22 protein-coding genes are annotated in these 25,820 nt (G+C 39.6%); 10 read left to right on the top strand and 12 right to left on the bottom strand.

The annotated features are described in order from the left end of the window. Positions 1–38: 38 nt before the first annotated feature. Genes torC through torD form a run of 3 tightly spaced genes read left to right on the top strand, consistent with a single transcriptional unit; the run spans position 39 to position 4,364 of the window. Complete coding sequence (gene torC / locus PZ638_RS05580; protein ID WP_094961309.1) at positions 39–1,217, top strand: pentaheme c-type cytochrome TorC; 1,179 nt, start codon at positions 39–41, stop codon at positions 1,215–1,217. After that, a complete protein-coding gene (gene torA, locus PZ638_RS05575) occupies positions 1,207–3,753 on the top strand; it encodes a trimethylamine-N-oxide reductase TorA (protein ID WP_206277664.1) in 2,547 nt (848 codons plus the stop codon). Before torC ends, torA begins: the two co-directional genes overlap by 11 nt. Continuing rightward, entirely contained in the window at positions 3,750–4,364 is a 615-nt protein-coding gene (gene torD / locus PZ638_RS05570; RefSeq protein ID WP_094961307.1) for a molecular chaperone TorD, read from the top strand. The genes torA and torD overlap by 4 nt, the downstream gene beginning before the upstream one ends. Before the next feature lie 99 nt (positions 4,365–4,463). Here the strand turns inward: torD and PZ638_RS05565 are convergent, their stop codons facing one another. Continuing rightward, positions 4,464–4,646 carry a hypothetical protein gene (locus tag PZ638_RS05565; protein ID WP_226617031.1) on the bottom strand — a complete coding sequence of 61 codons (183 nt, stop codon included), beginning with the start codon at positions 4,644–4,646 and terminating at the stop codon, positions 4,464–4,466. A gap of 140 nt (positions 4,647–4,786) precedes the next feature. Continuing rightward, on the bottom strand, positions 4,787–5,410 hold the full coding sequence (locus PZ638_RS05560) for an SDR family oxidoreductase (protein ID WP_094961305.1): 624 nt from the start codon (positions 5,408–5,410) through the stop codon (positions 4,787–4,789). 482 nt (positions 5,411–5,892) lie between these two features. On the opposite strand from PZ638_RS05560, the gene PZ638_RS05555 reads away from it, so the two are divergent. From PZ638_RS05555 to PZ638_RS05545, 3 genes are all read left to right on the top strand, one after another. Next, on the top strand, positions 5,893–6,639 hold the full coding sequence (locus PZ638_RS05555; protein ID WP_272674016.1) for a Slam-dependent surface lipoprotein: 747 nt from the start codon (positions 5,893–5,895) through the stop codon (positions 6,637–6,639). A 79-nt stretch (positions 6,640–6,718) separates the two neighbouring features. After that, positions 6,719–8,173: a porin family protein gene (locus PZ638_RS05550; protein ID WP_272674014.1), complete on the top strand. Its 1,455-nt coding sequence runs from the start codon at positions 6,719–6,721 to the stop codon at positions 8,171–8,173. A 25-nt stretch (positions 8,174–8,198) separates the two neighbouring features. Further along, positions 8,199–11,162: a TonB-dependent receptor plug domain-containing protein gene (locus tag PZ638_RS05545; protein ID WP_094961303.1), complete on the top strand. Its 2,964-nt coding sequence runs from the start codon at positions 8,199–8,201 to the stop codon at positions 11,160–11,162. Positions 11,163–11,239: 77 nt separating this feature from the next. Here the strand turns inward: PZ638_RS05545 and PZ638_RS05540 are convergent, their stop codons facing one another. Beyond that, complete coding sequence (locus PZ638_RS05540; RefSeq protein ID WP_094961302.1) at positions 11,240–11,686, bottom strand: GNAT family N-acetyltransferase; 447 nt, start codon at positions 11,684–11,686, stop codon at positions 11,240–11,242. A gap of 810 nt (positions 11,687–12,496) precedes the next feature. Between PZ638_RS05540 and PZ638_RS05535 the strand changes: the two genes are divergently transcribed. From PZ638_RS05535 to PZ638_RS05520, 4 genes are all read left to right on the top strand, one after another. Further along, positions 12,497–13,285, top strand: coding sequence for a DUF3100 domain-containing protein (locus PZ638_RS05535; RefSeq protein ID WP_036958500.1), 789 nt, complete (start codon positions 12,497–12,499; stop codon positions 13,283–13,285). 12 nt (positions 13,286–13,297) lie between these two features. Further along, the gene (locus PZ638_RS05530) at positions 13,298–13,774 is read left to right on the top strand and encodes a hypothetical protein (RefSeq protein ID WP_094961301.1); all 477 of its coding nucleotides are present in this window, start codon (positions 13,298–13,300) and stop codon (positions 13,772–13,774) included. 18 nt (positions 13,775–13,792) lie between these two features. After that, the gene (locus PZ638_RS05525) at positions 13,793–15,118 is read left to right on the top strand and encodes an amidohydrolase (RefSeq protein ID WP_004262397.1); all 1,326 of its coding nucleotides are present in this window, start codon (positions 13,793–13,795) and stop codon (positions 15,116–15,118) included. A 581-nt stretch (positions 15,119–15,699) separates the two neighbouring features. Beyond that, entirely contained in the window at positions 15,700–16,878 is a 1,179-nt protein-coding gene (locus PZ638_RS05520) for a M20 metallopeptidase family protein (RefSeq protein WP_096863235.1), read from the top strand. Positions 16,879–16,984: 106 nt separating this feature from the next. Here PZ638_RS05520 and PZ638_RS05515 read toward each other — a convergent pair whose 3' ends face one another. From PZ638_RS05515 to PZ638_RS05475, 9 genes are all read right to left on the bottom strand, one after another. Further along, a complete protein-coding gene (locus PZ638_RS05515; protein ID WP_196731629.1) occupies positions 16,985–17,962 on the bottom strand; it encodes a LysR substrate-binding domain-containing protein in 978 nt (325 codons plus the stop codon). Positions 17,963–18,352: 390 nt separating this feature from the next. Continuing rightward, positions 18,353–18,601: a helix-turn-helix domain-containing protein gene (locus PZ638_RS05510; RefSeq protein WP_004262407.1), complete on the bottom strand. Its 249-nt coding sequence runs from the start codon at positions 18,599–18,601 to the stop codon at positions 18,353–18,355. 214 nt (positions 18,602–18,815) lie between these two features. Beyond that, positions 18,816–19,346, bottom strand: a complete 531-nt coding sequence (locus tag PZ638_RS05505) for a fimbrial protein (protein ID WP_004262411.1) — start codon at positions 19,344–19,346, stop codon at positions 18,816–18,818. Positions 19,347–19,376: 30 nt separating this feature from the next. Then, the gene (locus tag PZ638_RS05500; RefSeq protein ID WP_094961298.1) at positions 19,377–19,907 is read right to left on the bottom strand and encodes a fimbrial protein; all 531 of its coding nucleotides are present in this window, start codon (positions 19,905–19,907) and stop codon (positions 19,377–19,379) included. A gap of 211 nt (positions 19,908–20,118) precedes the next feature. Next, the gene (locus tag PZ638_RS05495; RefSeq protein ID WP_094961297.1) at positions 20,119–20,661 is read right to left on the bottom strand and encodes a fimbrial protein; all 543 of its coding nucleotides are present in this window, start codon (positions 20,659–20,661) and stop codon (positions 20,119–20,121) included. A 58-nt stretch (positions 20,662–20,719) separates the two neighbouring features. Further along, entirely contained in the window at positions 20,720–21,283 is a 564-nt protein-coding gene (locus PZ638_RS05490) for a fimbrial protein (RefSeq protein WP_161595395.1), read from the bottom strand. Between the two features lie 20 nt (positions 21,284–21,303). Further along, a complete protein-coding gene (locus PZ638_RS05485; RefSeq protein WP_094961295.1) occupies positions 21,304–22,413 on the bottom strand; it encodes a fimbrial protein in 1,110 nt (369 codons plus the stop codon). Positions 22,414–22,426: 13 nt separating this feature from the next. Further along, positions 22,427–25,006, bottom strand: coding sequence for a fimbria/pilus outer membrane usher protein (locus PZ638_RS05480; protein ID WP_094961294.1), 2,580 nt, complete (start codon positions 25,004–25,006; stop codon positions 22,427–22,429). Between the two features lie 108 nt (positions 25,007–25,114). Then, complete coding sequence (locus PZ638_RS05475) at positions 25,115–25,819, bottom strand: fimbrial biogenesis chaperone (RefSeq protein WP_141240667.1); 705 nt, start codon at positions 25,817–25,819, stop codon at positions 25,115–25,117. Between the last annotated feature and the right edge of the window lies 1 nt (position 25,820).

The following is a 25,820-nucleotide window of genomic DNA, read 5'->3' as shown; positions in this document are numbered from 1 at the left end:
GATCGCCTGTATTAAACCATATAATTACAGGGGCTATTATGCGGAAACTCTGGAGAGCGTTGCGAAAACCAAGTGCTCGTTGGTCAATGCTAACGTTAATCGTTGTCGGGATTGCAGTGGGTGTTGCGTTAATCGTTGTTCCCCATGTTGGGATGAAAGTGACTAGCACCACCGAGTTTTGTGTCAGTTGCCATAGCATGGAACCCGTTTACGAAGAATATAAGCAATCTGTACATTTCCAAAATGCATCTGGCGTACGCGCAGAATGCCATGACTGCCATATTCCCTCCGACCTTCCAGGCATGATTAAACGGAAACTCGAAGCAAGCAATGATATTTATCAAACATTTATTGCTCACTCGATAGATACCCCAGAAAAATTTGAAGCCAAACGTGCCGAACTTGCGGAACGCGAGTGGGCTCGCATGAAAGAAAATAATTCTGCTACTTGCCGCTCTTGCCATGATTATGACTCAATGGATCACGCTAAACAAAATCCAGAAGCAGCTCGCCAAATGCAAATCGCTGCGAAAGAAAATCAGTCATGTATTGACTGCCATAAAGGGATTGCCCACCAATTACCCGATATGAGCAGTGGCTTTCGTAAGCAATTTGATGAGTTAAGGGCGAAAGCAAATAGTGATGCTGACATTCTTTATTCACTTGATATTAAACCTTTATATTCCAATAAAGGGGATAAAGACCCCGCTGGCTCGTTACTTCCTGCCTCAGAGGTGAAAGTCCTAAAACGTGATGGCGATTGGCTACAAGTTGAAATCACAGGGTGGACAGAAACCGATGGTCGGCAACGAGTTCTATCTGAATTCCCCGGCAAGCGAATTTTCGTAGCTTCGATACGTGGTGATGTTCAAGAAAATGTGAAAAATTTAGAAAGTACCGTCGTCGCTGCAACAGATACGTCATGGAGCAAACTGCAAGCGACTGCATGGATGCAGCAAGGTGATATGGTCAATGATATCAAACCGATATGGGCTTATGCAGACTCTTTATATAACGGTTCTTGTAATCAATGCCATGGTGCGCCAGATATTGCCCACTTTGATGCTAACGGTTGGATAGGCACATTAAACGGTATGATTGGCTTTACCAGTTTAGATAAGCGAGAAGAGCGTACCTTATTGAAATACTTACAAATGAATGCATCTGATACCGCAGGATCTTCACACGGTGATAACGGAGTACAGAATGAAAAATAATCCAACTTTTCAAGCTTCTCGTCGACACTTTTTGTTCCAGCTTGGCGGGCTCACTGTTGCGGGTATGTTAGGCCCTTCCCTATTAACACCACGTAAGGCTAACGCTGCAACAGCTGGAGAACAAACTGCGGTGGTACAAGAAGGCATTCTAACTGGGTCACACTGGGGCGCAATTCGCGCTACCGTAGTTGATGGTCGTTTTATCGAAGCAAAACCCTTTGAACACGATAAATTTCCATCAAAAATGATTGCAGGATTGCCTGACCATGTGCATGGCACTGCCCGTATCCGTTACCCAATGGTGCGTGTTGACTGGCTACGTAAACGCCATTTAAGTGACACCTCACAACGAGGTGATAACCGCTTCGTACGTGTTTCTTGGGATGAGGCCCTTGATTTGTTCTATCAAGAATTAGAACGTATTCAAACAACTTATGGACCAAGTGGATTACTTACTGCAAATGGCTGGCAATCGACAGGGATGCTCCACAATGCATCAGGTATGTTAGCCCGCGCCATTGCGCTGCACGGTAATAGTGTCAGTACTGGCGGAGACTACTCAACGGGTGCTGCACAAGTGATTTTACCTCGAGTTGTCGGGTCAATGGAGGTTTATGAACAACAAACCTCTTGGCCACTAGTCCTTAAAAATAGTAAAACCATCGTATTATGGGGCTCTGACCTGATTAAAAACCAACAAGCTAACTGGTGGTGTCCTGATCATGACGTTTATGAATATTATGAACAACTGAAAGAGAAAGCTGCTAGTGGCGAGATAAAAGTCATCAGTATCGACCCTATAATCACCTCTACTCATGATTACCTTGGGCGTACTAATGTTCAGCATATTGCGATTAACCCGCAAGCGGATGTCCCACTGCAATTAGCCATCGCCCACACGCTTTACAGTGAAAACTTGCATGATAAAACCTTCTTAAAAGAATATTGTGTTGGTTTCGAGCAATTTGTTCCCTACTTAATGGGAAAAACAGATGGACAACCCAAAGATGCACAATGGGCGTCTGAAATTTGTGGTATTGATGCCGGCACAATCCAAGCCTTAGCCCGCCAAATGGCAGCAGATAGAACCCAAATCATTGCAGGTTGGTGCGTTCAACGCATGCAACATGGTGAACAATGGTCGTGGATGATTGTTGTTTTGGCTGCGATGTTAGGTCAAATTGGCTTACCGGGTGGAGGATTTGGCTTCGGTTGGCACTATAATGGAGCAGGAACCCCAAGCCGCCAGGGAATTATTTTAAGTGGTTTTTCCGGCTCAACCAAAGTGCCACCTATTCATGATAACAATGACTACAAAGGCTACAGCAGCACCATTCCTATTGCTCGTTTTATTGATGCTATTTTAGAACCAGGAAAAACAATCAACTGGAACGGTAAAGCAATTAAATTACCTCCACTAAAAATGTGTGTGTTTGCTGGAACCAACCCATTCCACCGCCACCAACAAATTAACCGTATTATTGAAGGTTGGCGCAAACTAGAAACGGTTGTCTCTATTGATAATCAATGGACATCCACCTGTCGTTTTTCCGATATCGTATTACCGGCAACCACACAATTTGAACGAAATGACCTTGACCAATACGGTAACCATTCAAATCGTGGAATTATTGCGATGAAACAACTCGTTGAACCGCAGTTTGAGTCACGTAATGACTTCGATATTTTACGTGACCTCTGTCGCCGTTTTGGTCGTGAAGAGGCCTTTACTGAAGGTTTGGACGAAATGGGTTGGATAAAACGCATTTGGCAAGAAGGCAGCCAACAAGGAAAAGGCCGTGGTATTCATTTACCCTCCTTCGATACGTTCTGGGAAAAAGAAGGCTATGTGGAATTTGAACATCCACAAATGTTTGTTCGTCATCAAGCATTTAGGGAAGATCCCGACTTAGAACCTTTAGGGACACCGAGTGGTTTAATTGAAATTTACTCAAAAACTATTGCTGATATGCAATATGATGATTGCCAAGGTCACCCAATGTGGTTCGAAAAAGCAGAACGCTCTCATGGTGGTCCAGGTTCAAAAAAATGGCCACTACATTTGCAATCCGCACATCCCGATTTTCGTTTACACTCACAATTGTGCGAATCCCCTGTATTACGTCAATATTATTCTGTGAGTGGCAAAGAGCCGGTCTTTATTAGCCCTCAAGATGCGAAAGCTAGAGGCATACAAAATGGTGATATTGTTCGTGTTTTCAACGACCGCGGGCAAGTGTTAGCAGGAGCCGTAGTTTCTGACTTATATACAGAAGGCGTTGCTCGTATCCATGAAGGAGCTTGGTATGACCCGACTAAGGGTGGAGAAATCAATTCCCTGTGCAAATACGGAAACCCAAACGTATTAACGCTTGATATTGGAACCTCTCAATTAGCGCAGGCCACCAGCGCACATACCACCTTAGTGGAGATAGAAAAATACACAGGACAAGTGGATAACGTCAATGCATTCGATGGGCCAATTGAAATGGTTGCTCAATGTGAATATGTTCCTGCATCACAGGTGAACAAATGACAAAACAAATCACTTTGTCGCCAGAACAAATAGCATGTGTTTATGCATGGCTAGCACGATTGTTCTCACGTGAATTAGATAATGCAACGTTAGCACAGATTCAATCTAGCGAAATGATGGATTGGTTTACGACTATCGAGCAGGAACCTGTTTTAACTTCGCTAATTCAAGAGGTTAAAACAAAAATCAAAGCGCTAATGATGCGAAATGATGCTCAGCTCGAATTAGCCGCAGATTTTTGTAGTTTATTCTTAATGTCAGATAAGCAATCAGCCTTACCTTACGCCTCAGTTTATCCAAACAGTGAGCATGGTAATGAACAGATTAAGTACCTATTAGCCGAGGCAGGAATGGAAACCAGTGAGGCATTTAACGAGCCTTCTGACCATATTTCAATTTTTTTGGAGCTATTAAGTCACTTACATTTTTCATTAAATGAAGCCCATTTGGACCAAGAAAAAGTGAAACAGTTACGCCTAAAAACTTTATCACTTTTACTGCAATGGCTGCCGGTATTTAGCCAAAATTGCCAACGATATGATGAGTTTGGTTTTTATGCCGCTTTGAGTCAACTGTCGTTAGCGCTAGTTCAACGGGATAAGCAAACCTAGTAGATGCCATTTAAATAATTATATATTATTCAGCTATTATTAAAATAAAGGGATATTGATAAATAATATCCCTTTTAAATCTGAGTCATAACACCCGAGTTACTGTAAAGAAATAAGTTTTTCACGGCTCAGCCCAGTGCTTTTCATTATAATCTCAATACTAACTCCTTGTTCCAAAAGATTCCGTGCCGTTGTTATATTTGCCTCTTCTTTGCCTTTTTGAAATCCTTCCTGCAGCCCTTCTTGTCGTCCTTTATCTTGCAATCGTTGCGCAATATTCATGATTGTCTCCTTATGCTTTTCTGTTTGTTCCCCTAAAACTTGAATAACTTGTTCAAAATTATGCGAGTCTAAGGCAATAAACAAATAATTGAGGATAGTTATGATGTCGTTGTCACTATGCAAAAAAATCCTTGGTTTTATTAAGAGGGTGTCAGACCGGGTTGTACCACGCTATAAATTTGTTTTTTCAATTCCCCTTGCTTAGCCAACTGGTAAACATGTGAAGCAACATCCGCGCGCATCACTAAACCATGAACTTCAACCTCTTGTTGAAGAACTGCTTTTCCCGTTGGTTCACCATGTAATAACCCACCAGGGCGAATAATCACATAATCTAACGAGCTAGTTTGTAGCCATGATTCCGCAAGGGATTTTTCTCTCACTGCCTGACCAAACGCAGCGCGTGACCGAGCAGATAAATAAGGCCATGAATCTCCACAGCCTAATGACGTAACTAACACCATGCGAGATATACCCGCTTGCTCGGCACAATCAATCACCGTACGGTGAGCTAAATAATCTTGCGTACCTCCCATGGTTGAAATAACTGTGGCATTTGTTCCTGCGGCATGGCAAGCAGCTTTAACCACCTCGCTATCACAAGCATCGCCGATGAAAACTTGCCCCCCTACAGCCTCTAACGCTGCTGCAGATTGCCTATTACGTACAACTGCGATGACAGGATGTTTCTCTGCTATTGCCAACTGAGCAATCTGATGGCCAACACCTTTTCCACCAGCGCCAAAAATTAACCATGGTGCCATTACTTTATCCCTTAGCATTTTGAGTAAATATTAATCTAATAGTGATCGGTAAAAGCTAAATTACCACACCACTAATGATAATGCGCCTTATTTTCATTTACTATTTTAATTTATTTAGCCCGCCATTGACTAGCACCGATGATGAAACAGTAAACAACACTAACTTTAATGTTTTTTATGTAACTCTTTTAATCAAACACATTAAAATGTGACTAGTTTAACTTTTTTATTAAAAAATAATTATCATAAAAATTGATAAACCAACAAATTAATTACAAAAATAAATCGTAATATCAACAACTAACAATAAAGTAAATACCACTATCCCATTGATACCCATAATTATTTTAATGTTAATGCGAAGAATTATCATTTGCATTTATATTATTATTTGATTTAATAACTCTCGTCATATATATGCGAAATAATAATTTCTTAATCAATAGTATCGTTAATATCTTTAATAAAAATGGAGTATTTTGATGAAAAAGTTAAATATTATCGCTCTAGCACTCGCAACCTGCACAATGACTTTTGGTGCTTCTGCAGCAATCGGTTCAGGCCAAAGCCAACCTTTCGATCCCAATGAACCTTCCATTCGTGTTGGAGCGACAGAAGGAACCGGTGGTGGACATGGTGGTGCTGCTGGTGATCCTGGTATTGGTGTGCAATCTGTTTATGGTGGAAAAATCATTTCATTTTCTGGCTTAACAAAAATGGCGCCAAAACAACCGGGGAATGAAGCACATGTGATCTCTATGCCTAATAGCTCTGGTTCACATGACAAAATGGGCGTATTTAACTTTGCAAAAGTAGCAGATGCAGAAGTCTATTTCGGAGAATGGTCATCGACCGGACAAGCTAGTGACACAACACACACGGCTTACTACTCTGGTAAAGATGTCACCACCAATATGCCAACAGCGGGCACTGCGGAATACTCTGTTAAAGGAATAAGCCAATATAATGGAGGTGCCCTAGCCGCAGGTACTCTGACAGCCAACTTTGGTACTAAATCCTTAGCAGGGAATATTGGTTCAACCAATATTAATGCCACCATAAATAACAATGCCACTTTCGCCGGAGCGGCCACTCTTAATGGTGAATCAGGCTCAACAAATGGGCACTTCTTTGGCGACCAAGCTAAACATATTGCAGGGGTAACTGAATTTAGCGACCACAGCAAAGACATGGCCTTTGGTGGAAGCCGTGGGAATATCTCCCAGTAATCCGTAAATTAACCTCAGTGGCCAACTATAAAACGTGACAGGTAGTTGGCCACAGCCTTTTATTACCGAAGCTAATCCTATGCGATATCTGCTATTACCCCCTGCCATCATGATGCTTATGGTTGCGTTCTCTGCATTTCCAGCTAGCTTGGATACTGACCGAGAACAGCTGTTATGGCAAAAAGATAAACAAAATTATCGTGATAAAAGTGCAGTTGTCCCCAATAAAGACCAATTGCTACTCCCAGATGACCTATCAATAAAACTAAATGGGGAAAACTATACCCTAAAAAATAACGCTCAAGACTTAGGACAGGCAATTTATCTGGCAATCAACCATCGGCAATTTCAAGATGTACAACGCTTGTTGCCTCGCTACCAGCAGCTAACTGATGCGGACCCATTGCTTATTTTATTTGCAAAAGCAGAAACCGCTAAAGCGCAAAACCATTACCCTGAAGCAATTTCCCACTACCAACAAATACTGGCACTGTCACCAAAGTTTCTTCGCATTAAGTTGGAACTTGCACGAGCTTATTTTGAAGATAATCAAAATAAGGAGTCTTTGGCTTTATTCCAAAATTTAATCAACGATGAAACACTCGCATTACCTGCCAGTGTAAAGCAAACCATTCAACAATTTATTAGTGCCATCGAAAACCGTACTGCTTGGACAGGAAGCCTCTCTTTTGGCTATAAATACAACAGTAATATCAATCAAGTTCCTGATAAAAATAAAGTTTGGGAAACTCCGGGGGGAACCTGGAAAATGGCTAACCCTAAGTCATCGCCAGGGCTCACCTATGACGCAAGCCTAAGTAAAATTATTCCTATCTCGAGCAACCATTCCCTGCAAATCAAGGGAACATCTTATGGCGACCGCTATCCTCACTATGCTGAATTCAGTGAAAGCACTTCTTCTTTAGCAACTTTATATCGTTTTAATGATGCAAATACGACTATCGCCTTTGGCCCATTAATTGAATTAAAAACGGTTAATGAAAAGCGCCGTTATTTAGGTATGGGCGGCAAAATTGAAGCCGACTACCAATTTACACCTCGGGTTATCCTCAGTACCTCCGCTGACTATCAACAACTTCATTACCAAAAACCGTATGACAGTGCTGATGGCAATCGAAGTAGCCTACATCTAACGGGTGTCTATGGTATTACCCCAGATACTTCCCTCTTTTTAGGGGCTGATGCAACTCGTCTCACAACTGAAGTTCGTAGTGATGATTATGACCAGCTAGGTATCCGAGGCGGCTTGTATACCGTACTCACGCCCGATATTCATTTACTGGCACTCGCAACTTATCGAGAAAGCCAATTCAAGGCCTTCAACCAAATGTTGAATGTAAAACGCCATGATAAAGAAGCTATGTATTTTGCGCGACTCAGCTTTCCAAATTATTCATTGCTCACATTCACGCCTTATACCAGTTACCGCTTTCGTGACAATCGCAGTTCCGCGGATGGAATTTACTCCTACCACCAGCACGAAATTTCTATTGGGTTAGAAACCCGTTTTTAAGCGTTATGGCACAGAGAAAAACACTATGTATAAATATAAATTAACACCTATTACTACTGCAATTATTACTGCTCTTTTTATTCCAATAACCGCTTTAGGGGAAAAAGAAGAACACCTCGGCACCATTACCGTTCAAGATTCAGCAAAAACTATCAAAGAACGAGATCAACAAGGTTACGATGACCAATATGATGCCAAAGGTTCTAAAATTTATTTAGGAAAAGACCTTGTTGAACGTTATAAAGGCACCAGTACTGCAGATGTGCTAAATAGTGCAGTTGGTGTCTATAGCGGTGATGCGAGAAACAGTGGTGCGTTAGACCCAAATATTCGAGGGATCCAAGGGCAAGAGCGTGTTCCTGTCACGGTTGACGGCACAGAACAATCACTCACCGTTTATCGAGGTTATAATGGCGCAAATAACCGTAACTATGTGGACCCAAACCTCATTAGTAGCATTGAGATTGAAAAAAGTGGTTCTCTCGCTGGCGATATAAAAACCTCTGTCGGTGGAGGGATAGCCATCAGAACCATAGGGATAGATGATGTTGTTGCACCGGATGAAAAGTTTGGTGTCAGCTTAAAATTGGAAACCAGCAGTAATTCAACTCGTGAACGTATTCCCCACTATGGTTATGGCGAAGATTACCGAGATCACCCTGAGATTTATAAAAATAAGAACTCTGTCCTTTCCGACCCCGTTGTTAACATCACACCGAAATCCCGTGGAAATGCTCAATTTTTCAATTTTAAAGATAACGGAGGAAGGATCGCGGTTGGGACCCGACAAGAAAAATTTGATTTAATGGCCGCCTATGCTTATCGCCGGCAAGGTAACTACTTTGCGGGGAAAAATGGCGCTCACCGTTATAAAGAATCTGTTCAATTAAATGAACAACAAACAGTACAGCAACAACTTGGCCCAGACCCTTATTTACCTTTTGCCGCGAATGTATTTCGCCCCGGAAAAGAAGTGACTAATACCTCTAATGAGCTGGAATCCTATTTAGTCAAAACCAATTTATATCTCACTGAAAACCAAACATTACACCTTGGCTTTCGCCGGAGTGAAAGTACCTATGGTGAAATTATGCCTTCACGTTTAGGATTTGCTGAGCTGGAAGGAAAACAAGTATTACCACAATGGCCATTAGCTCACTTTACGGTCAATGCCTATAATGCGGAATACAAATGGAAACCTGAAGATAATCAATGGATTGACCTAAATGCAAATGTATGGATGACGCATTCGGTAGGAGATACCAACACCTCTGGTGGTTACCCACGAGAGCCTAAAGAACGTGATTGGGGGTTTGAATATGGTTATGGTGATGGAAGAGATCCTAACATTGATGGAACTTTAATTAATACCGCAGCAACCAATTCTGAAAATGACCGTATTGGATTTAATTTACGCAATACCATGGCGCTCACGCCCGATCTTGATTTAACCATTCGCGGCTCAATGCTCAAAGAAAAATTAGACTCTAACGACGTACCACCATCGCAGACGGCTAGCCCGTTTATTGCCCTTCCACGTAAAGGACATCGGCAAGAAACCAGTATTGCCTTTAACTTTAACTATCGTCCAACGAGTTGGTTGGAATTGGATGCTGGTGCAAAATATATTGATGGCTGGACAGAGGATGATTACTTAAAAGAGCAAATGCGCAATCGAACCAAAGGTTTTCAAAACCCTGATGAACGACTTGCTAAACAGATCAATTACAACCGAATTTTAACTCAAGAAGAATATAATAAGGCTGTTGCCAATGGTTACCAACCCTTCAATGGTGCCTATCAAAACAAACAAATCTTACTCAAAACAATAGGACTTGATGATACGAACTATACCGTTTTCATCACCAAGAGAAAAAACTCTCAGCACCCAGAAGAAAATGGCGTTTTAGACGTTAATTTCCGCACTGAATGGAAATCAGATAACGATGGGCGCTATACCACCAAAACGAACCCTTTCCATAACGGAACTTTTGACTCTCAAGCTCGCGCAGTCGACCCAGTAACCGGTAAAGAAGTTTATGTGTATGGTTCAAGTTACTCACACCCATCAGATGACATCAAACGTGAACTTACTGAAGAAGAAAAATGGAAATTCTCAGGCAAGCAAAAAAGCCATGGCTGGGCCCCCGCTTTTGGTGCCAATATTTGGTTGTCTGATAACGACCGTGTTTATGCACGTTACATTGAAACAGTACGCTTACCGAGTATCTTCGAAAGTAGCATTGGATTTGCAGGCGAAAGTGAAGCTCGTAAAGAGAGGATGGCATTTAAACCCGAACGTGCAAAAACCTTTGAATTTGGTTATTCACGTAATTTACAAGGTTTACTCGGAGCAGAACGCCATGCCGATGTTAAAATAGGCTATTACCATACGGTCATTGAAAATGCATTTGACCGCGATGGGCGTCTTAATTTCGTTCAAGTAAAAGAACATAAAACCGCAGGGATTGAAGCCTTAGCTCGCTACGATAATGGTGGGATATTTATGGATATTGGTGTTGATTACCGCCTCAAAAATGAGGTTTGTGATGACTCCGCGCCCGCTAATTTAGACCCAACTAACCGTTATAATCTCTCCCAATGTACAACAGCAGGTTTCCCCGGTGGCTTTTTACGCACACAATTACAGCCTAAATATGCGATTAACTCCAACCTAGGCATGCGCTTTATGGATGAAGATCTCGAAGTGGGAACACGTTTACGTTATACCAGTAGTGTGCAAAATAAAGATGAACGCAAACTGATGCAACAGTTCCCGGGAAGTTATTCGATGGCGAACAACAGCCCAATGCACTGGACACCCACCTTTACAGCGGATGCCTATGCAAGTTACCAAATTGACAAAAATATTAATGTCGAATTCTTAGTAACCAACTTAACTGATCGTTATTATATCGACCCACTGACACGTAGTATGATGCCAGCCCCGGGCCGCACACTACGCTTAGGATTAAATGCGCAATTTTAGATAAATACTGCCGATTTACCGCTCTATAAATATCCGCTGCTAACTTTTAGTTGGAGTGGATATTTATCACTTTAGTATCAGAAAAATAACCGCATAATAGTTTCATCAAATTCATCTTGCTCAACAACAGAAAAGCCAAATTGTTCAAAAAAAGGTTTCATGATGTCATTACCTTCGACATAGCAAATTGATACGGACTTATATTTGCCTAAATTTTTAATTTCCTCGAGAACTAGCGGAATAGCCTTAGAACCAAAACCTTTTCTTTGATGTTTTATATCAATCATCAATTGGTCAATAAACACCTCTTCAGGCCTACCATTTTCATGGTTTGAATAATATTGAACAAAGCCAACAGGCTCATCATCAACATAGATACCTCGATTAATATAATAATCAAAAAATTTTGAGGCTGCGATTGACTCTGAGTTAAGAGCGACAAAGTCTTCCTGCTCTTTGGTTATTTCGAGACATATGATATCCACCCAATTGTCTTTGGTGATATCTTTTAGGGTAATGGCCATAAACACCTTACTTTAGATTTACCGATTACAATACCGTTGTGATAAAAAGATGACTCACCATAAATTAACAATAAATACTTTTTTGTTCGCGCCATTCGTGCCTTTGTATTTTTTGAGATGCTATAAACGAATAGCAGTTGATATGTTACGGATAACATTAATATCAGCATTTAGACTAAAATAAAATTTCGACTCATTTATTGCTTTCTAATTAATGAATATTCAGAATTGCGATCCAAGTCAAATATCACTGCCAAATACAACATTATTGTAATTTATCAAATTTTTTTGAAAGAAAAACAAAAAAACGCATTGGTTTATTAAACTAATAATTAAATTTAAAGCAGATTAAAGTAGAACTTAAAACCCAAAAATACAACAACAAAACCCAGAAACTCCTCAATTTTCACCATTATGCAAACTCAATAAAAATAAAACCTTTTCATATAAAAATACATAAAACCTGAACAACCTCACATTTATTAGGTATTTGATAACTCTTCGCATTAATGCATCTGAAAATAAAAATCACTTATGAAACAATATGTTAAAAATTTAATAAATTTTTGTATCGCACTGAAAAATAAAAATATTTTTAATATTGAAATGCGAAAAACAATTCAAAGACTCCATTTTTATTAATTATTTTAATTTATTGATTTTAACCATGCCTTTTCGGCATGGCTAAGAGACTTTCGGAATATTGTCAGGAAAATAGTTTCATGGATAGTATGAATACGAAAATGATGCATTTTTATTATAAATATATACGAATAACTCTTAAAAACATTTCCAATGAAAGGTAACACTATGGGTATATTAAAAGATAGTAAGTTGCTTTTGGTTAGCTTACTTATCATTCTTCTTTCGGAAGCTATAGGGCAAATTAAAATCAGTTTAGTCATGGTTTTTCCAATGCTTTATTCCATGTTGATGGGTGGTATTATCAGTTTTCCAAAATTCAAAATTCTCAGCGAAAAAAACATGGCACACGCTAGCTCTATAATGAGTGTCGCGTTAGTTATCTTAATTGCAAAATTAAGCACCTCCGTTGGTGCATCTTGGGAAAAAATTATTCAAGCCGGTGGCGCATTAATATTGCAAGAAATCGGTCACTTTATCGGTACCATTTTACTTGGTTTACCACTTGCTATCATGTTAGGCATGGGCCGTGAAGCTGTTGGTGCGACCTACTCTATCGGTCGTGAACCTAATATTGCCATTATTGAAGCCAAATATGGTTTAAGTTCACCAGAAGGCCGTGGTGTTATGGCAATGTATATTTGCGGAACATTGTACGGAGCCGTTTGGATGGGCATCATCGCCAGTGTTATCGCTGGACTCGATATTATGAGCCCTCTCGCTTTAGCAATGGGAGCCGGGGTCGGAAGTGGCTCGATGCTAGCTGCGTCAGTCGCACCATTATTGGAGCTTTATCCTGAACACGCTGCGGATATTCAAGCATTTTCATCCTCCGCAAACTTGATGTCTTCAGTATTAGGTCTGTACATCTATATTTTCTTCTCCTTACCGTTTGCCTCTTTCTTATACAACAAGTTGAAAAGAAAACGTGCAACAGCATCAGCAGATACAGAATAAGGATATAAGATCATGAAAAAGATGGCAGAAATTGCAATAATCATCGTGTTAGTCATCATCTTCACTTCACTGGGTGATGCACTCGGCGGTTCAATTTATGGCCGCGGTAGCTTTGGCACAGTCTTTAGTGACTCACTTATCGCCATGGCATTATTAGGGGGGATGTCATTTGTGGCATACTTAATTGCACAAATCCCACCATTAGGTAAGTTACCTGTAATTTTCTGGGTATCTTTAATTGCTGCCGGTTTGTGTTCACCGTTATTCCCTTACGATAAAGAAATGATCGCAATGACAGGTAAAATATCACTTGCTGTTATTAGTACGACGGTACTTGCATTTGCCGGTCTTTCACTCGGTAAAGATATTGATAAATTTAAAGCTATTTCATGGCGCATCATCCCAGTTTCACTGGCGGTCTTTACGGGAACATTCTTATTCGCTGCACTTATTGGTCAAGTGACACTTTCATGGAGCGGCGTTATCTAACAAGAGGAAATATTTACCATGACAATGACCAAAGACCAATTGAAAGCCATCGTCTGCGAGACAATTGCATCCCATAAAGGGGATATAAAGAAATTAGCAGATGATATTTGGGCAGAGCCTGAGCTAGGCTACAAAGAAATCAAAACAGCAAAAAAAGTGGAAGCTGCATTTTCTGCGCTAGGCGTTAATTACCGAAACCAACTCGCATTAACAGGTGTTAAGGCGCGCCTTAAAGGTGGAAAAGGGAGTAAACATAGTATTGCTGTGATTGGTGAGCTCGATGCGATTATTTGTGCAGAACACCCAGAAGCCGATGATTTAACGGGTGCTGCCCATTGCTGTGGGCACAATGCCCAAATCGCTAATATGATGGCTGTGACTATTGGTCTGGTTAAGTCAGGTGCTATGCAATACCTTGCGGGAGACGTCGTTCCTTTCGCCGTTCCCGCTGAGGAGTATGTTGAACTGGCTTATCGTAATAAACTGATTGAACAAGGAAAAATTAGTTATATCGGCGGTAAGCCAGAGCTGATATCCCTTGGTGAATTTGATGATATCGATATGGCGATGCAAATTCATTTAACCAGTGTCAAACCAGAACGTGATACCGGTTTTATTGAAATGTCGACCACCACCAATGGGTTTATTGGCAAGTTGATTAATTACAAAGGGAAAGCATCTCATGCTGCGGCTGCCCCTCACTTAGGTGTCAATGCCCTCAATGCCGCAATGATGGGGATTATGGGAGTGAATGCGATCCGCGAGACCTTCCAAGAAAAAGATTATATTCGTTTTCATCCGATCATCACGCAAGGCGGCGATTTGGTCAATGTCACCCCAAGTGATGTCCGTATGGAAAGTTATGTCCGAGCGTCAAATGTCCCTGCAATGATTGATGCGAATGAGCGTATTACTCGCGCATTGGTTGCTGGTGCAATGTCTGTCGGTGCAGAGGTAGAAGTCAAAGATTTACCGGGTTACCTCCCACTGTATAACAACGATACGTTGAACCATTTGTTGCAGCAAAATGCCCATGACTTGATTGGTGAAGAAAATGTTTGGGTTGCTGGGCACATGACGGGAAGCACTGATACAGGTGACTTATCACATATCATGCCAGTGAGTCACCCATGGATTGGCGCAATTCGTGGTGGTTTGCATGGTAAAGATTACGTTGTTTTTGATGATGATATGGCCTATATCCGCCCAGCTCAAATGATGGCAATGGCAATTATTGACCTGTTATTTGATGATGCATCCCAAGCTGATGAGATGTTAGCTGATTACACCCCATTAATGAGCAAAGAGGAATACCTCTCATTTATCGGCTCTTTTAAGAACTAATTATTAAAATATTCCCCTTATTGCTATGTTAATTATAATAAGGGGAATATGATTTTTTTAGCTTTTATCCCACCTTTAAAATTTTTTCTTCGCATTAATTTAATTTCTTTTTACATTCACCATCTCATTTAAAAAATTTCTAAAATCATGCCAATCACCGCCCTACTTTAAATAAAAAATTTAACTTAAACCCTATTCAGGCTCGCTTTAAAATATAAATATCCTTAATATTAAAATTGAAAAATAAAATCATAACAAATTGATATAAAAGGATTTTAATTGAAATGATGATTTTTTATTATTATTTTAATAAATTACCATCCTTATTATTCATGAGCCATGCAATACTGATATGATATAAACACGATCTCCGTCACGCTCACTTTTTTAATATCCACGCTAAAATTGACCCTATAAATTGATAGATAAAAAATAACGAGTAGAAGTAGAAATCACCCTATTTCTGAATCTAGTTTTTAAAATACACATAAATTAAATGAGCGTGCTGTTCATTATTCCATGCTCACACCAGGGGCCCTTTAACAGCATTAAAAACGCTTTTGTATACGGGATAAAACGTAATGACCAATAAATACAATATCAGTGAAAAGCTCTTTGCTTTAGAAACATTTAGCAAAAAAACACGTCAGGATTTACATAAGATCCCTGAATTGTCTGGGCAAGAATTCAAAACCTCACAATATTGCCGTGAATTGATGGAAAGCTTTGGCTATAACATTCGTTTATTCGAAGGCTACACAGGTTTTACCGCTGAATTGATTGTCGACCCAACAAAGCGCTTGATTGCCTATCGTACTGACATTGATGGCCTTGAAATGCCTGATTTAACGTGCAATGAGCACAGTTCTGTCCATGAAGGCTGCGCTCATAACTGTGGACATGATACCCACATGACCATCGCTTTAACGGCAGCGAAGTACCTCAGTGAAAACCGTTCTGAGCTCACCCATAACGTCCGCTTTATCTTCCAAATGGCAGAAGAAGATATGCGTGTGCCAGGTGCTAACAAAATGGTAGAAATGGGGTGTATGGAAGGAGTAGACGAAGTTTACGGCCTACACAATGATGCTGCATTTGAAACGGGTTATATTAAATTCAATTCTGGGGTTATGTCCTCATACGGCTCAGCGTGGACACTAGATGTCCACGGTGTTTCTGCCCACGGCTCAACCCCTCATAAAGGGTTAGATGCTATCCGCGAAGCAACGCGTATCATTGATTATATGGACTACATTGTTGCCAAAAAAACTGATCCTTTCAGCCCTGCCGTATTTGGTTGCGGCATGATTAACGGCGGAACCATCCCAAATGCGCTGGCGGATCATGTGCAAGCACGCGGAACGATCCGTTCAATGGATGAAGAAACGGACAAAATATTAAAAGCCAGCTTCCATGAAATTGTGGCTCGTAGTGAAGGCGGTGGGTTTAAAACAACACTGGAAGCCAGCGGATATCCTGCCGTTGTCAACCACCCACAAGCAGCCAAAGTGATTTATGATGCCGCTGCCGCCTTCTTACCGATTGAGCAGATTGATTCAAATGGTAAGCCAATGACTGGCAGTGAAGACTTCAGTTATATGATCAATGCCACTAAAGATAAACTCGGTGCCATGTACTTCTTAGGAAGTGGTAATCAAGCAAAAGGGATTAATAATTACTTACATGCTAACCCTTATTTTGTTGATGACGATTGTTTACTGATTGGCGCTCAAATTTTTATTAATATTGCCACTCGTTAGAATAAATATAATACACACAGTAATACTAAAGCCGAGTAAATTGAAGTGACCCCCAATAGTTGGACAATCAATTACTCGGCTTTTTTCTTAGTCATTCACTTATAAGTTACAATTCTGGCAATTCTCGGTATAACTGATCACGCTCGCTTTGTTCTGTCGGTACCCATTGATTCGGCTGATGAATATAATTCAAATCAAGGTGAGGTGCGTAATGAGAGATAAAATCATACATATAATCTTTTAAATGCATGTGCCGGTTAATACATACATGTGTATAACTTGGCTTTACTAAGTGGCTGATATCAATACAACGTAATGCTTCGCTATCTTCCTCTGGGTCAAAAGCCACGGTTGAAATAATACCGACCCCAGCACCCCGTTTTACATAGTATTTAATTATTTCAGTATCTACGGCAGTTAAAACAACATTTGGCGTTAATTTATGTTGATAAAAGACTTGGTCGAGCTTTGAATGCCCTGTAAAACCAAAAACATAAGTAATTAGCGGGTAGCCTGCAAGGTCTTCAATCTTAAGCTGTTCACATTGAGCCAATGGGTGGTCATGTGGAACAATAATACTGCGAGACCATTGGTAACAAGGCATCACCAATAAATCATCATAAAGGTGCATAGACTCGGTCGCAATGGCAAAGTCCACATCGCCATTGTTTACCATCTCTGCAATCTGAGCAGGCGCACCTTGATGGAAATGCAAAGAAATATTGGGATAGCGTGCGTTAAAACGCTCAATCACTTGAGGCAATTTATAGCGGATCTGTGTGTGAGTTGTTGCAATATGCAGGTTTTGTTTTATCGTCGAGTCTTCATGAGACACGATACTTTTAATTTTATCGAACTGCGCAAGAATATCACACGCAACATGATGAACTTTTTCACCAATCGGGCTCAGCGACAATAAGTTATTATTTTTTCGATTGAATAATGAAACGTTTAACTCATCTTCCAATATTTTAAGTTGTTTACTGACAGTTGGCTGAGAGGTATACAATTTTTCAGCCGCATTGGTGATATTAAAATCACTCCTCACTACTTCAACAAAGCTTTTAAGCTGACTAATGTTCATTACTGGGGTATCCAATGTAAAATGGATTAAAAATAAGATTTAAAAAGTATAGCTGTAGCACAATATTTTTGTGCGATTATTATACCATAAGCAACCAGCCAGCTAGAAGCATCCTTTTAGCATTGCTGAGTTAGCATTTACATTTTTCACAAGATCCCCAAATAATACCGTTTCTATTCGTCCCCAAAAAACATAATACTGCTATAACCATAGCAATATATGTAAACTAAACATACTTTTTTATAAAACAGACAGATATTATAAATAAGCATAGGAGCTTATTTGTTGCCATCTTTTTTGATGTTTTCATCAAGTATAAACAGATTATGTCTACATATGTTGATTTTTAATAGCTCCTCTCTCAAGAAGCTATTAAATTTAATATTCAACTTATAATGGGTAGCCAAGATCAGTTTCATGCCCCAAAAAGTAATTTAAGTCACATTCCAGTATATTTGCAAATATACATAAACGATAAATAGTGAAATTCTGTGTTCCTCTTTCATAGCGTGAAATTTGTTGTTGGCTCAAGCCTGATTTTTTCCCCAATGTACTCGCAGACCAACCTAAAAGAAGGCGGCGTTTGCGAACCTGCTGCCCAATAAAACTATTAGAAATTTCAGTGTTATATACGCTCATACGTACTGTCCTAATTATAACGACACTATTATTTTTAGTGTTGTAGCCTTAAAGTTTAACGCCCTGATATGCTATAAAAAAGCGTATTCGAGATTTACAACTTCCAATAAACTTATATTTCTCAAATAAAAAATAATCATAAACTCATATAATAAAAGTTATTAAACCATTATTATTAGATTAATTAACACACTATTATTTTTCTATATTAAAATTAACGATAATTAACGCTAAACTCTGCATTTACATTCACTTTACCGTTAGTGATATCACTCGTCTTAATTAATGCACCATTATATGTTAATAATTGTTCACTACTTGATGAATTAAAACGCCATGTCACTACTTTACCTGAAGGGTTCTGAACATCCCCATTTGTTGATTTAATACGCAGTGCGATTCCTTTTGCTGAATCTTGGCTCGTAGAATCTAATGCAAAATAATCCGCATTAAAACTATCTGGGGTACCACTCATCGAAACATCAGCAACTGCGGTTGATTCACAATTTTGTAGTTTAATCGTAAATGGTTTCTCGGCTACAACACTTCCTGAAGGGTAACTCACCGGCACATTGACCCTTTTAAAATCAACAGTTTGATCTTTTGATCCGGTATCAACCTCGCATCCCATCAATTTTATTTTGCCTTTAATCTGAACAGAAGCATCCAAAGCCAGTGCCCCTGATGAAACGAAGCTTATACCTGCGACTAAAACAGTTCCCCTGAATAAACGGCTTATGTTCATCCTCTCTCTCCCATATTAAATAGCTATTATTTATTGATACCCAATACTGATATCAATACTCGCTTGTGCGAGACCACCGTCAACATTCCCTGTTTTATACAAAGTGGCTTCATATTCTAATGGCTGTGCCGTCGATGACCACTCAACAACTGTACCATCGGGTTTTTGCTTTTTATTCTTGTCTCCTTTTACGTTCACACCATAAACCAACCCTTGCGCACTGCCAGTGCCACTATTAATGGCAAAGTATTCAGGAAAGCCAGTATCAGCCTTACCAGACATACTCACAGAAACTTTATTAATTGTTCCCACGCAACTAGATAATTTTAATGAAAATGGTTGAGTGACCAAGCCAGAAAGACCAGTTCCACTTTTCGTCGTTGTTACTGTTTTAAAATCGATTTCTTGATTCTTACCACTATTTCCAAATTCAACATCACACCCTGTAACAATTGCATTTCCAGTAAAATTTAACGATAAATCACTAGCTGATGAAAATAGAGGGCATAGCGAAAAAACTATGCCAAAAATATAACAATACCTATACGAATATAATTTCATAATCAGTCCAAATAATAATCGCAAATCAAAATTAACGAATAAAGATGCTAGTTCTTGAATTAATCATTGCCTTATAATATGCATATAAATTATTGAATCACTTCTATAGTAAAAGTAGATAAATTAAATTTTTATGTCGTTTTAAGATAATAAAACGACAATACCATCAGTTATTTTAAATATCTATAACACCATTCAATCTATTAATATTTTATTTATATGCTACGCTAACTTCGGCAACTGAACGAACATCTCCCCCGGTTATCGTATCTAACGTTTTAACTAGTTCAGCACGATAAGGTAAAGTCACGCTAGCCCCTGAAAGACTTCCCCAAACAACCGTATCACCGACTGGCTTCTGGACTTTTTCTCCACCGGTTGTTTTCGCAATAATTTTGACACCAACGCCTTTGGACATATTTGTACCTTTATCAATCGCAAACAGTTCTCCACCGGCGAAATCCGTATCAGCAGTACCTTTCATTGAAACATCAATGCCCTTCAAGTCTGCACAATTTTGAAATTGCAGATTAAAATCCTTTTTAGCTATTGAGCTTCCTTTGACCGCATTTTTAACTACGGTAACATCTGAAAAGTCAACTAATTGGTCTTTACCTGTACCTGTTGAAATATCACAACCCGCCAACTTTATTGTTGCTTTCAATGTTAATGTTGCATCAGCCGCTTGTGCGCCTGAAATTAAAGCGATACCTGCCATAGCGCTTATTAGCGTTAATACAAAAGTTTTTTTCATTTATGTAACCTTTGGTTCTATATTATTAGAAGTAATATTTTAAAATAGATAATTAATACTAATTATATTTCACAGTAACATTCACAAGCCCTGTAATTGCTCCCGCAGTTACTGCACCGGTTTTATATAATGTGGCTTTAAAAGGAATATTATTTGTTGCCGCTGTTTTTGCCCATAAAACCTCTTTTCCTGGTGATTGAACAGTTTTTGCTGTATCTGTTCCCTTGATACCAACCGCTAAGCCACCAGCTTTACCTGTCCCCTCATCGATAGAATAGTAATCAGCAAATCCCGTCACGGCTTTGGTTGTATCCATCACTAAGCTGATATTCTTAAGATTCACGCAATTGGTAAAATCTAAAGAAAAATCCACATCTTTCAAGGCCGAACTCCCTGTCCCTCCAGCCGTCGCTTTCGCTAAATCCACAGTACCGAAAGCTATCGCTTTTGTTTTACTACTTGCAGAAATATCACACCCTGTTACCACAACATTTCCACTAAAGTTCAAAGTAATATCCGCTGCATGTGCTGCACCACTGACTGCAATCAATAATGATAAAACACCCACTTTTTTCATTGTTGACCACGGAAAATGATGACTACGATCCATTGCCTTACTCATAATAGTTATCTCCATTGTTATTATCTAAAGTCTAAACGCACAGTTACAATTGATGAATACTTGCCTACCGCAGGAGCTAGACCAGTACTACTGAAAGGGTAAGTTTTGATAGTTACCGAACCGTTTTGATTAGCATCTAATTGCAAAGGGAGTTTCCCTGTAGTCGGTGTTAAGCGACCATTAGGCCCTTCTATTGCAATAGCAATATCTTTATTAGTCGTACTAAAACCATCATTAGTTCGGTTTGGGTCAGCAGTACCAATAAAGCGCATATCTAAATTTGCATAGGCATCCATATTAGAGCATTTAATACTTAACGTTTTAGACTGTGGAACTACCCCCGCTGGCATGCCCCCCTTACCAGCCGCAACAAAATTTCTCTGAGCAGCATCATTGAATGGAATTGATATACTCTGTCCCGCATTAATTTCACAGGACTGCGGAGCGGTTATATCAATATTAATACCTACAGAAACAATAGCAGGTCCGTTGCGCTGATAATCATTATTAGCAAACATAAAATAAAAATTCGGAATATTAAAAGTAGTACGGCCAACAAATGGTTTCTTTATATAAAGATCCATCCTTCCGACTCCGCCGCTAGTGATAGTCTGTCTTATTCGACTTCGACCAAATTGGTTAAGCTCCGTATTTGGACATTTCCCTTCAGAGGTATAATTAGAAATATCTCTGAAGGGAACTCGGTACATAGCGGTAGCACCTGTATTTTGGTTCCAAATTGCAACAAAAGTCCTGATATCAATATAATCATTAGCGCGTTCCCAGCCTGGCGCATGACCATTAGTCGACATATCATTCCTCTGATAAAATGCTGAATAATAAGTCTGATTCCATTCCACACCGGGTACGCATGCACAAACTATCTTATATGATTTCCCATCATTCCAACTAAATTTAGATGGGAGCTCAGTGCCAGCCTTGTTAAATGATGCACCAATATTACCAGTAAGATTGAGTGAATAGCTCGTCGCTGGCCCATCAGGATAACAAATGTTATACATCTCTGTTTCAATCGCAGCACGGCTATCAGAAATATTCAATACTAAAGCAACCAACAAGCTGGGAGCCAATAATAGTTTTGACATGCGAACATTAAATAGCTTTCTCATTACAATCTCCCAATCACTGGCATACAGCTTGAGTCTGAATTATACCAATGGCATCTTTATTCGCTGATTTCACTGGCAGTTGATAATTAACAAAGCAACTTTGTGCCGCTTGGCGTCCCCATTTAACTTCCAGTTTGCCACTTTCCGGTAACCCACTGATAAATAACTGTCCACCATCTCCTACTATGGAGCTATTCATTGCTTTTCCATTGTTTTGAACTAATTGTGCCGACGCACCAAAAGGTATCACCGTGCCGTTTTTATGTTTCAATGTAATCAGTGCGCGATAGCCAACTTGTGTAATAAATTCAACCTTAGAAATTGCCCCTTTACTTGGCACAACACTCTTAGCACTTTCTTGTAATTCCACATTGTCACCCAATGTTTTTGTATCTAACTCAACATGGTTAAATCGATAGGCTTGAGCAAAAGGTAATACGGCATAACCCCGCCAGTCTGTTTTAACACCGGTATAACTTGTAATATTGGTATTTTTGGCACCAACCGCTTTCACTAATATTGCAGTTTCATTAATTGGTTGGGAAAGTGTTACACCATCTCCATGAATTAAAACACCACCTTCAACACCATAGTTTAACTGCCTAGAATCTTTACTATAGTTATAACCAAAATTCATATTACCGTAGCCACCGCGGTAGCTAAGACTGGCTCCACCACCGTTACCCTGCCCTTTAGAACCATAGCTCTCCTGAACGCTATAACTGAGGTTATTATCATCGAGTAATGTGCCTGATATCCCCGCTTGGTGAGTTGTGGGTCCATGGCGCTGGCTAACCATATTGTAAGTCGCCCATGTGTTAGGTAATAACGCAGAGAGTGGAAATGAACCATTGAAGCTGAAAATTTGGTCTGTTTCTCTTTGGTTTGGATATGTCGCTCGACTATAAGAAACACCATAATTTAAAGGGCCCCAGTTATTGTTATAACCTACTTGTAATCGAGTTTGCTTACCTTGCCCTTTCCAGAAATCTTGTCGGTTAGCAGAAAAATAGATAGACCCTAAATCTTTACCTAGTTGCTGCGTTAATGTTCCTTCAAGGCGATAGCGTCGGTGGTAAGAATAGCGGCTATCGTCTGCAAAATCCCAATCTTGATATCGACGCTCAACAGCTTCTTGGAAGGTATAAAACCCTTCTGTTGAATAACGGTACCCTAATAAACGAAAGTCCGTTCCCGTATTTGCAAAAGATTTAGAATACAATAAGCGATAAGATTGGCCTGTAGAGCCATTACCATATCGTGTTACATCTTCGCTATGAGCTGTTGTAATATCAAAAGAATATGCACCAAAATCGCCGATATTCTGACCAACCCCTAGCACCAGAGAACGGTAGCGTTCTGCAACTTGCAGGCCACCATAAGCGGTCAAGCTATTTAGGATCCCCCAAACAAGTGAGCCCTGCGTTATAAATGGCCGCTGGCTACTGTGACCATTACGATATTGCCCCGCTGAAAATGCGTACTTAATTTGCCCTTGACGACGCAAAACAGGCACACTCGCAAAGGGTTGAATAAAGTTTTGGATTGTTCCATCCGACTCTTTTATTTCTACTTCAAGGTCGCCACTCGCGGCGGTTGGATACAAATCAGTGATAGCAAATGGGCCAGGAGCCACATAACTCTGGTAAACGGTATATCCGTTTTGCTTAATCGTCACCGTCGCATTAGTACGTGCAATCCCACGTACCACAGGTGCATAGCCCTTCAGGCTGTCTGCTAGCATGTCATCATCGGTACCAATTTGTGCACCACGAATCTGTACACTGTCGAAAATATCGCCAGGTGTATAGGTATCCCCCATAATTATTTGCGACTTCAACTGAGTAATATACCGCTGGAGATAGGTATTAATATTTCTCCAGCTATTATTACCATTGCTACTGTTCCATGTTGAATAATTACGTAAGCGCCATGCCCCCACGTTAAGCCCAGAACGTAAACTCAAAAAATAGCTATCACTTGACTTATCACTAATATGACTGCCTGTGTTCGTCGAGTTACTCCCTGTAAAGCTATAATTTGTTAGTAGTGCAGGGATTCCTTCATCCCACATTGACGGGTCAATCGTTCCCTTTGCTAAATTGGTCAAAGATGCTTGTGGAAAGCTCAAATACAATCTCTGCTGATTAAAATCAAAATGAGATGATGCATAAGGGATAATTTTCTCAAAAGCTGAGAATGGCTTGCATTGAACGGGGTCCTTTCCATATTGTGCTAACTGTGGAAAAGCTTCAACACGTACACCATAAGCTTGTAGTTGCTCATATGAAATACAAGGCTCAAGCGCTACGCTATCAGAGGAATAGCTTGCTTTATTCTCTCTGGTACTGAATTTTATATTCTGTTTCGCTACTGATTGTTCATTAACATAAATATCAACCAAATACTCACCAGGTAATTGGTCTACATCACCTTTTGATAATAAAGAAAAATCCGCAACGCTATTACTATTAATATTTTCTAAAAATTGAGAGTTAAACAATTCTTTGGCTAAAACAGGATAGGCGCTAAATATTCCCAATGTAATGCAAGAGAAGGCCAAAAAATTCTTTCTATATCGTGTTTTGTTCATTCCCTCGTTCCCTCTAATAAATATATTGCGCAAAAAACTTCCTATAAAAAATTAATAATAAAATGCTTTAAAACGCTATTATTTTATTTTATTTAATATTTTGCTTGTTTATTGAAGTATTGCTTTTTGCAATTCAGAAGTGCCGCCATAATCATTAATAGTTGTAAACACTACCTGAGCACCTATATTCACTTTTGATGGCAGTTTATAGATAGTGCTGCTCATCGGCAGGACAAGGTCGACTTTATCTATTTCACTACCATTAACTTTCACTTCACTTAATGTGACAGAAAAAGGCGTATTATTAACTATACGCAAGCTATCACCCTCTTTTTTCCATACCAGAGCCTTATAGGAATCCATTGGGTTACCTTTCAAACCAGCAGGTCTATAGAATAATTTCATTCTAGTTTTAATTGCTAGTTGTAAAGTATTAGCACTTTCTTCAGCTGGAGCGGGTGGAATAGCTTTTACATTGACATAATAAACCGATTCGCGATCTTCAGGTAAATTTCCACCAGCACGCACAATACGCAACATATTTTCTTTAACCGGGTCTAATTTAAAAAGTGGCGGTGTTATAATAAATGGAGTCTTATTATTCCCTGAGGCATCTTCAACCCAAGACTGAATTAAATAAGTACTTTTATCATTATTATTCTTTAAACTAAGATTAGCTTCTCTCTTTGAGCCATCAAATACAACACGGGTGGAACCGACAACGACACCACCAGCAGCATAAATAGAGAAACTAAAACACATGAGTAAAAAAACGAGTATTAACTTATTAATAAAAAGGCTATTAAGAATCATT

The sequence above is a fragment of the Providencia hangzhouensis genome (assembly GCF_029193595.2).
Lineage (GTDB): Bacteria > Pseudomonadota > Gammaproteobacteria > Enterobacterales > Enterobacteriaceae > Providencia > Providencia hangzhouensis.
This window is presented reverse-complemented; position numbering and strand designations above follow the sequence as displayed.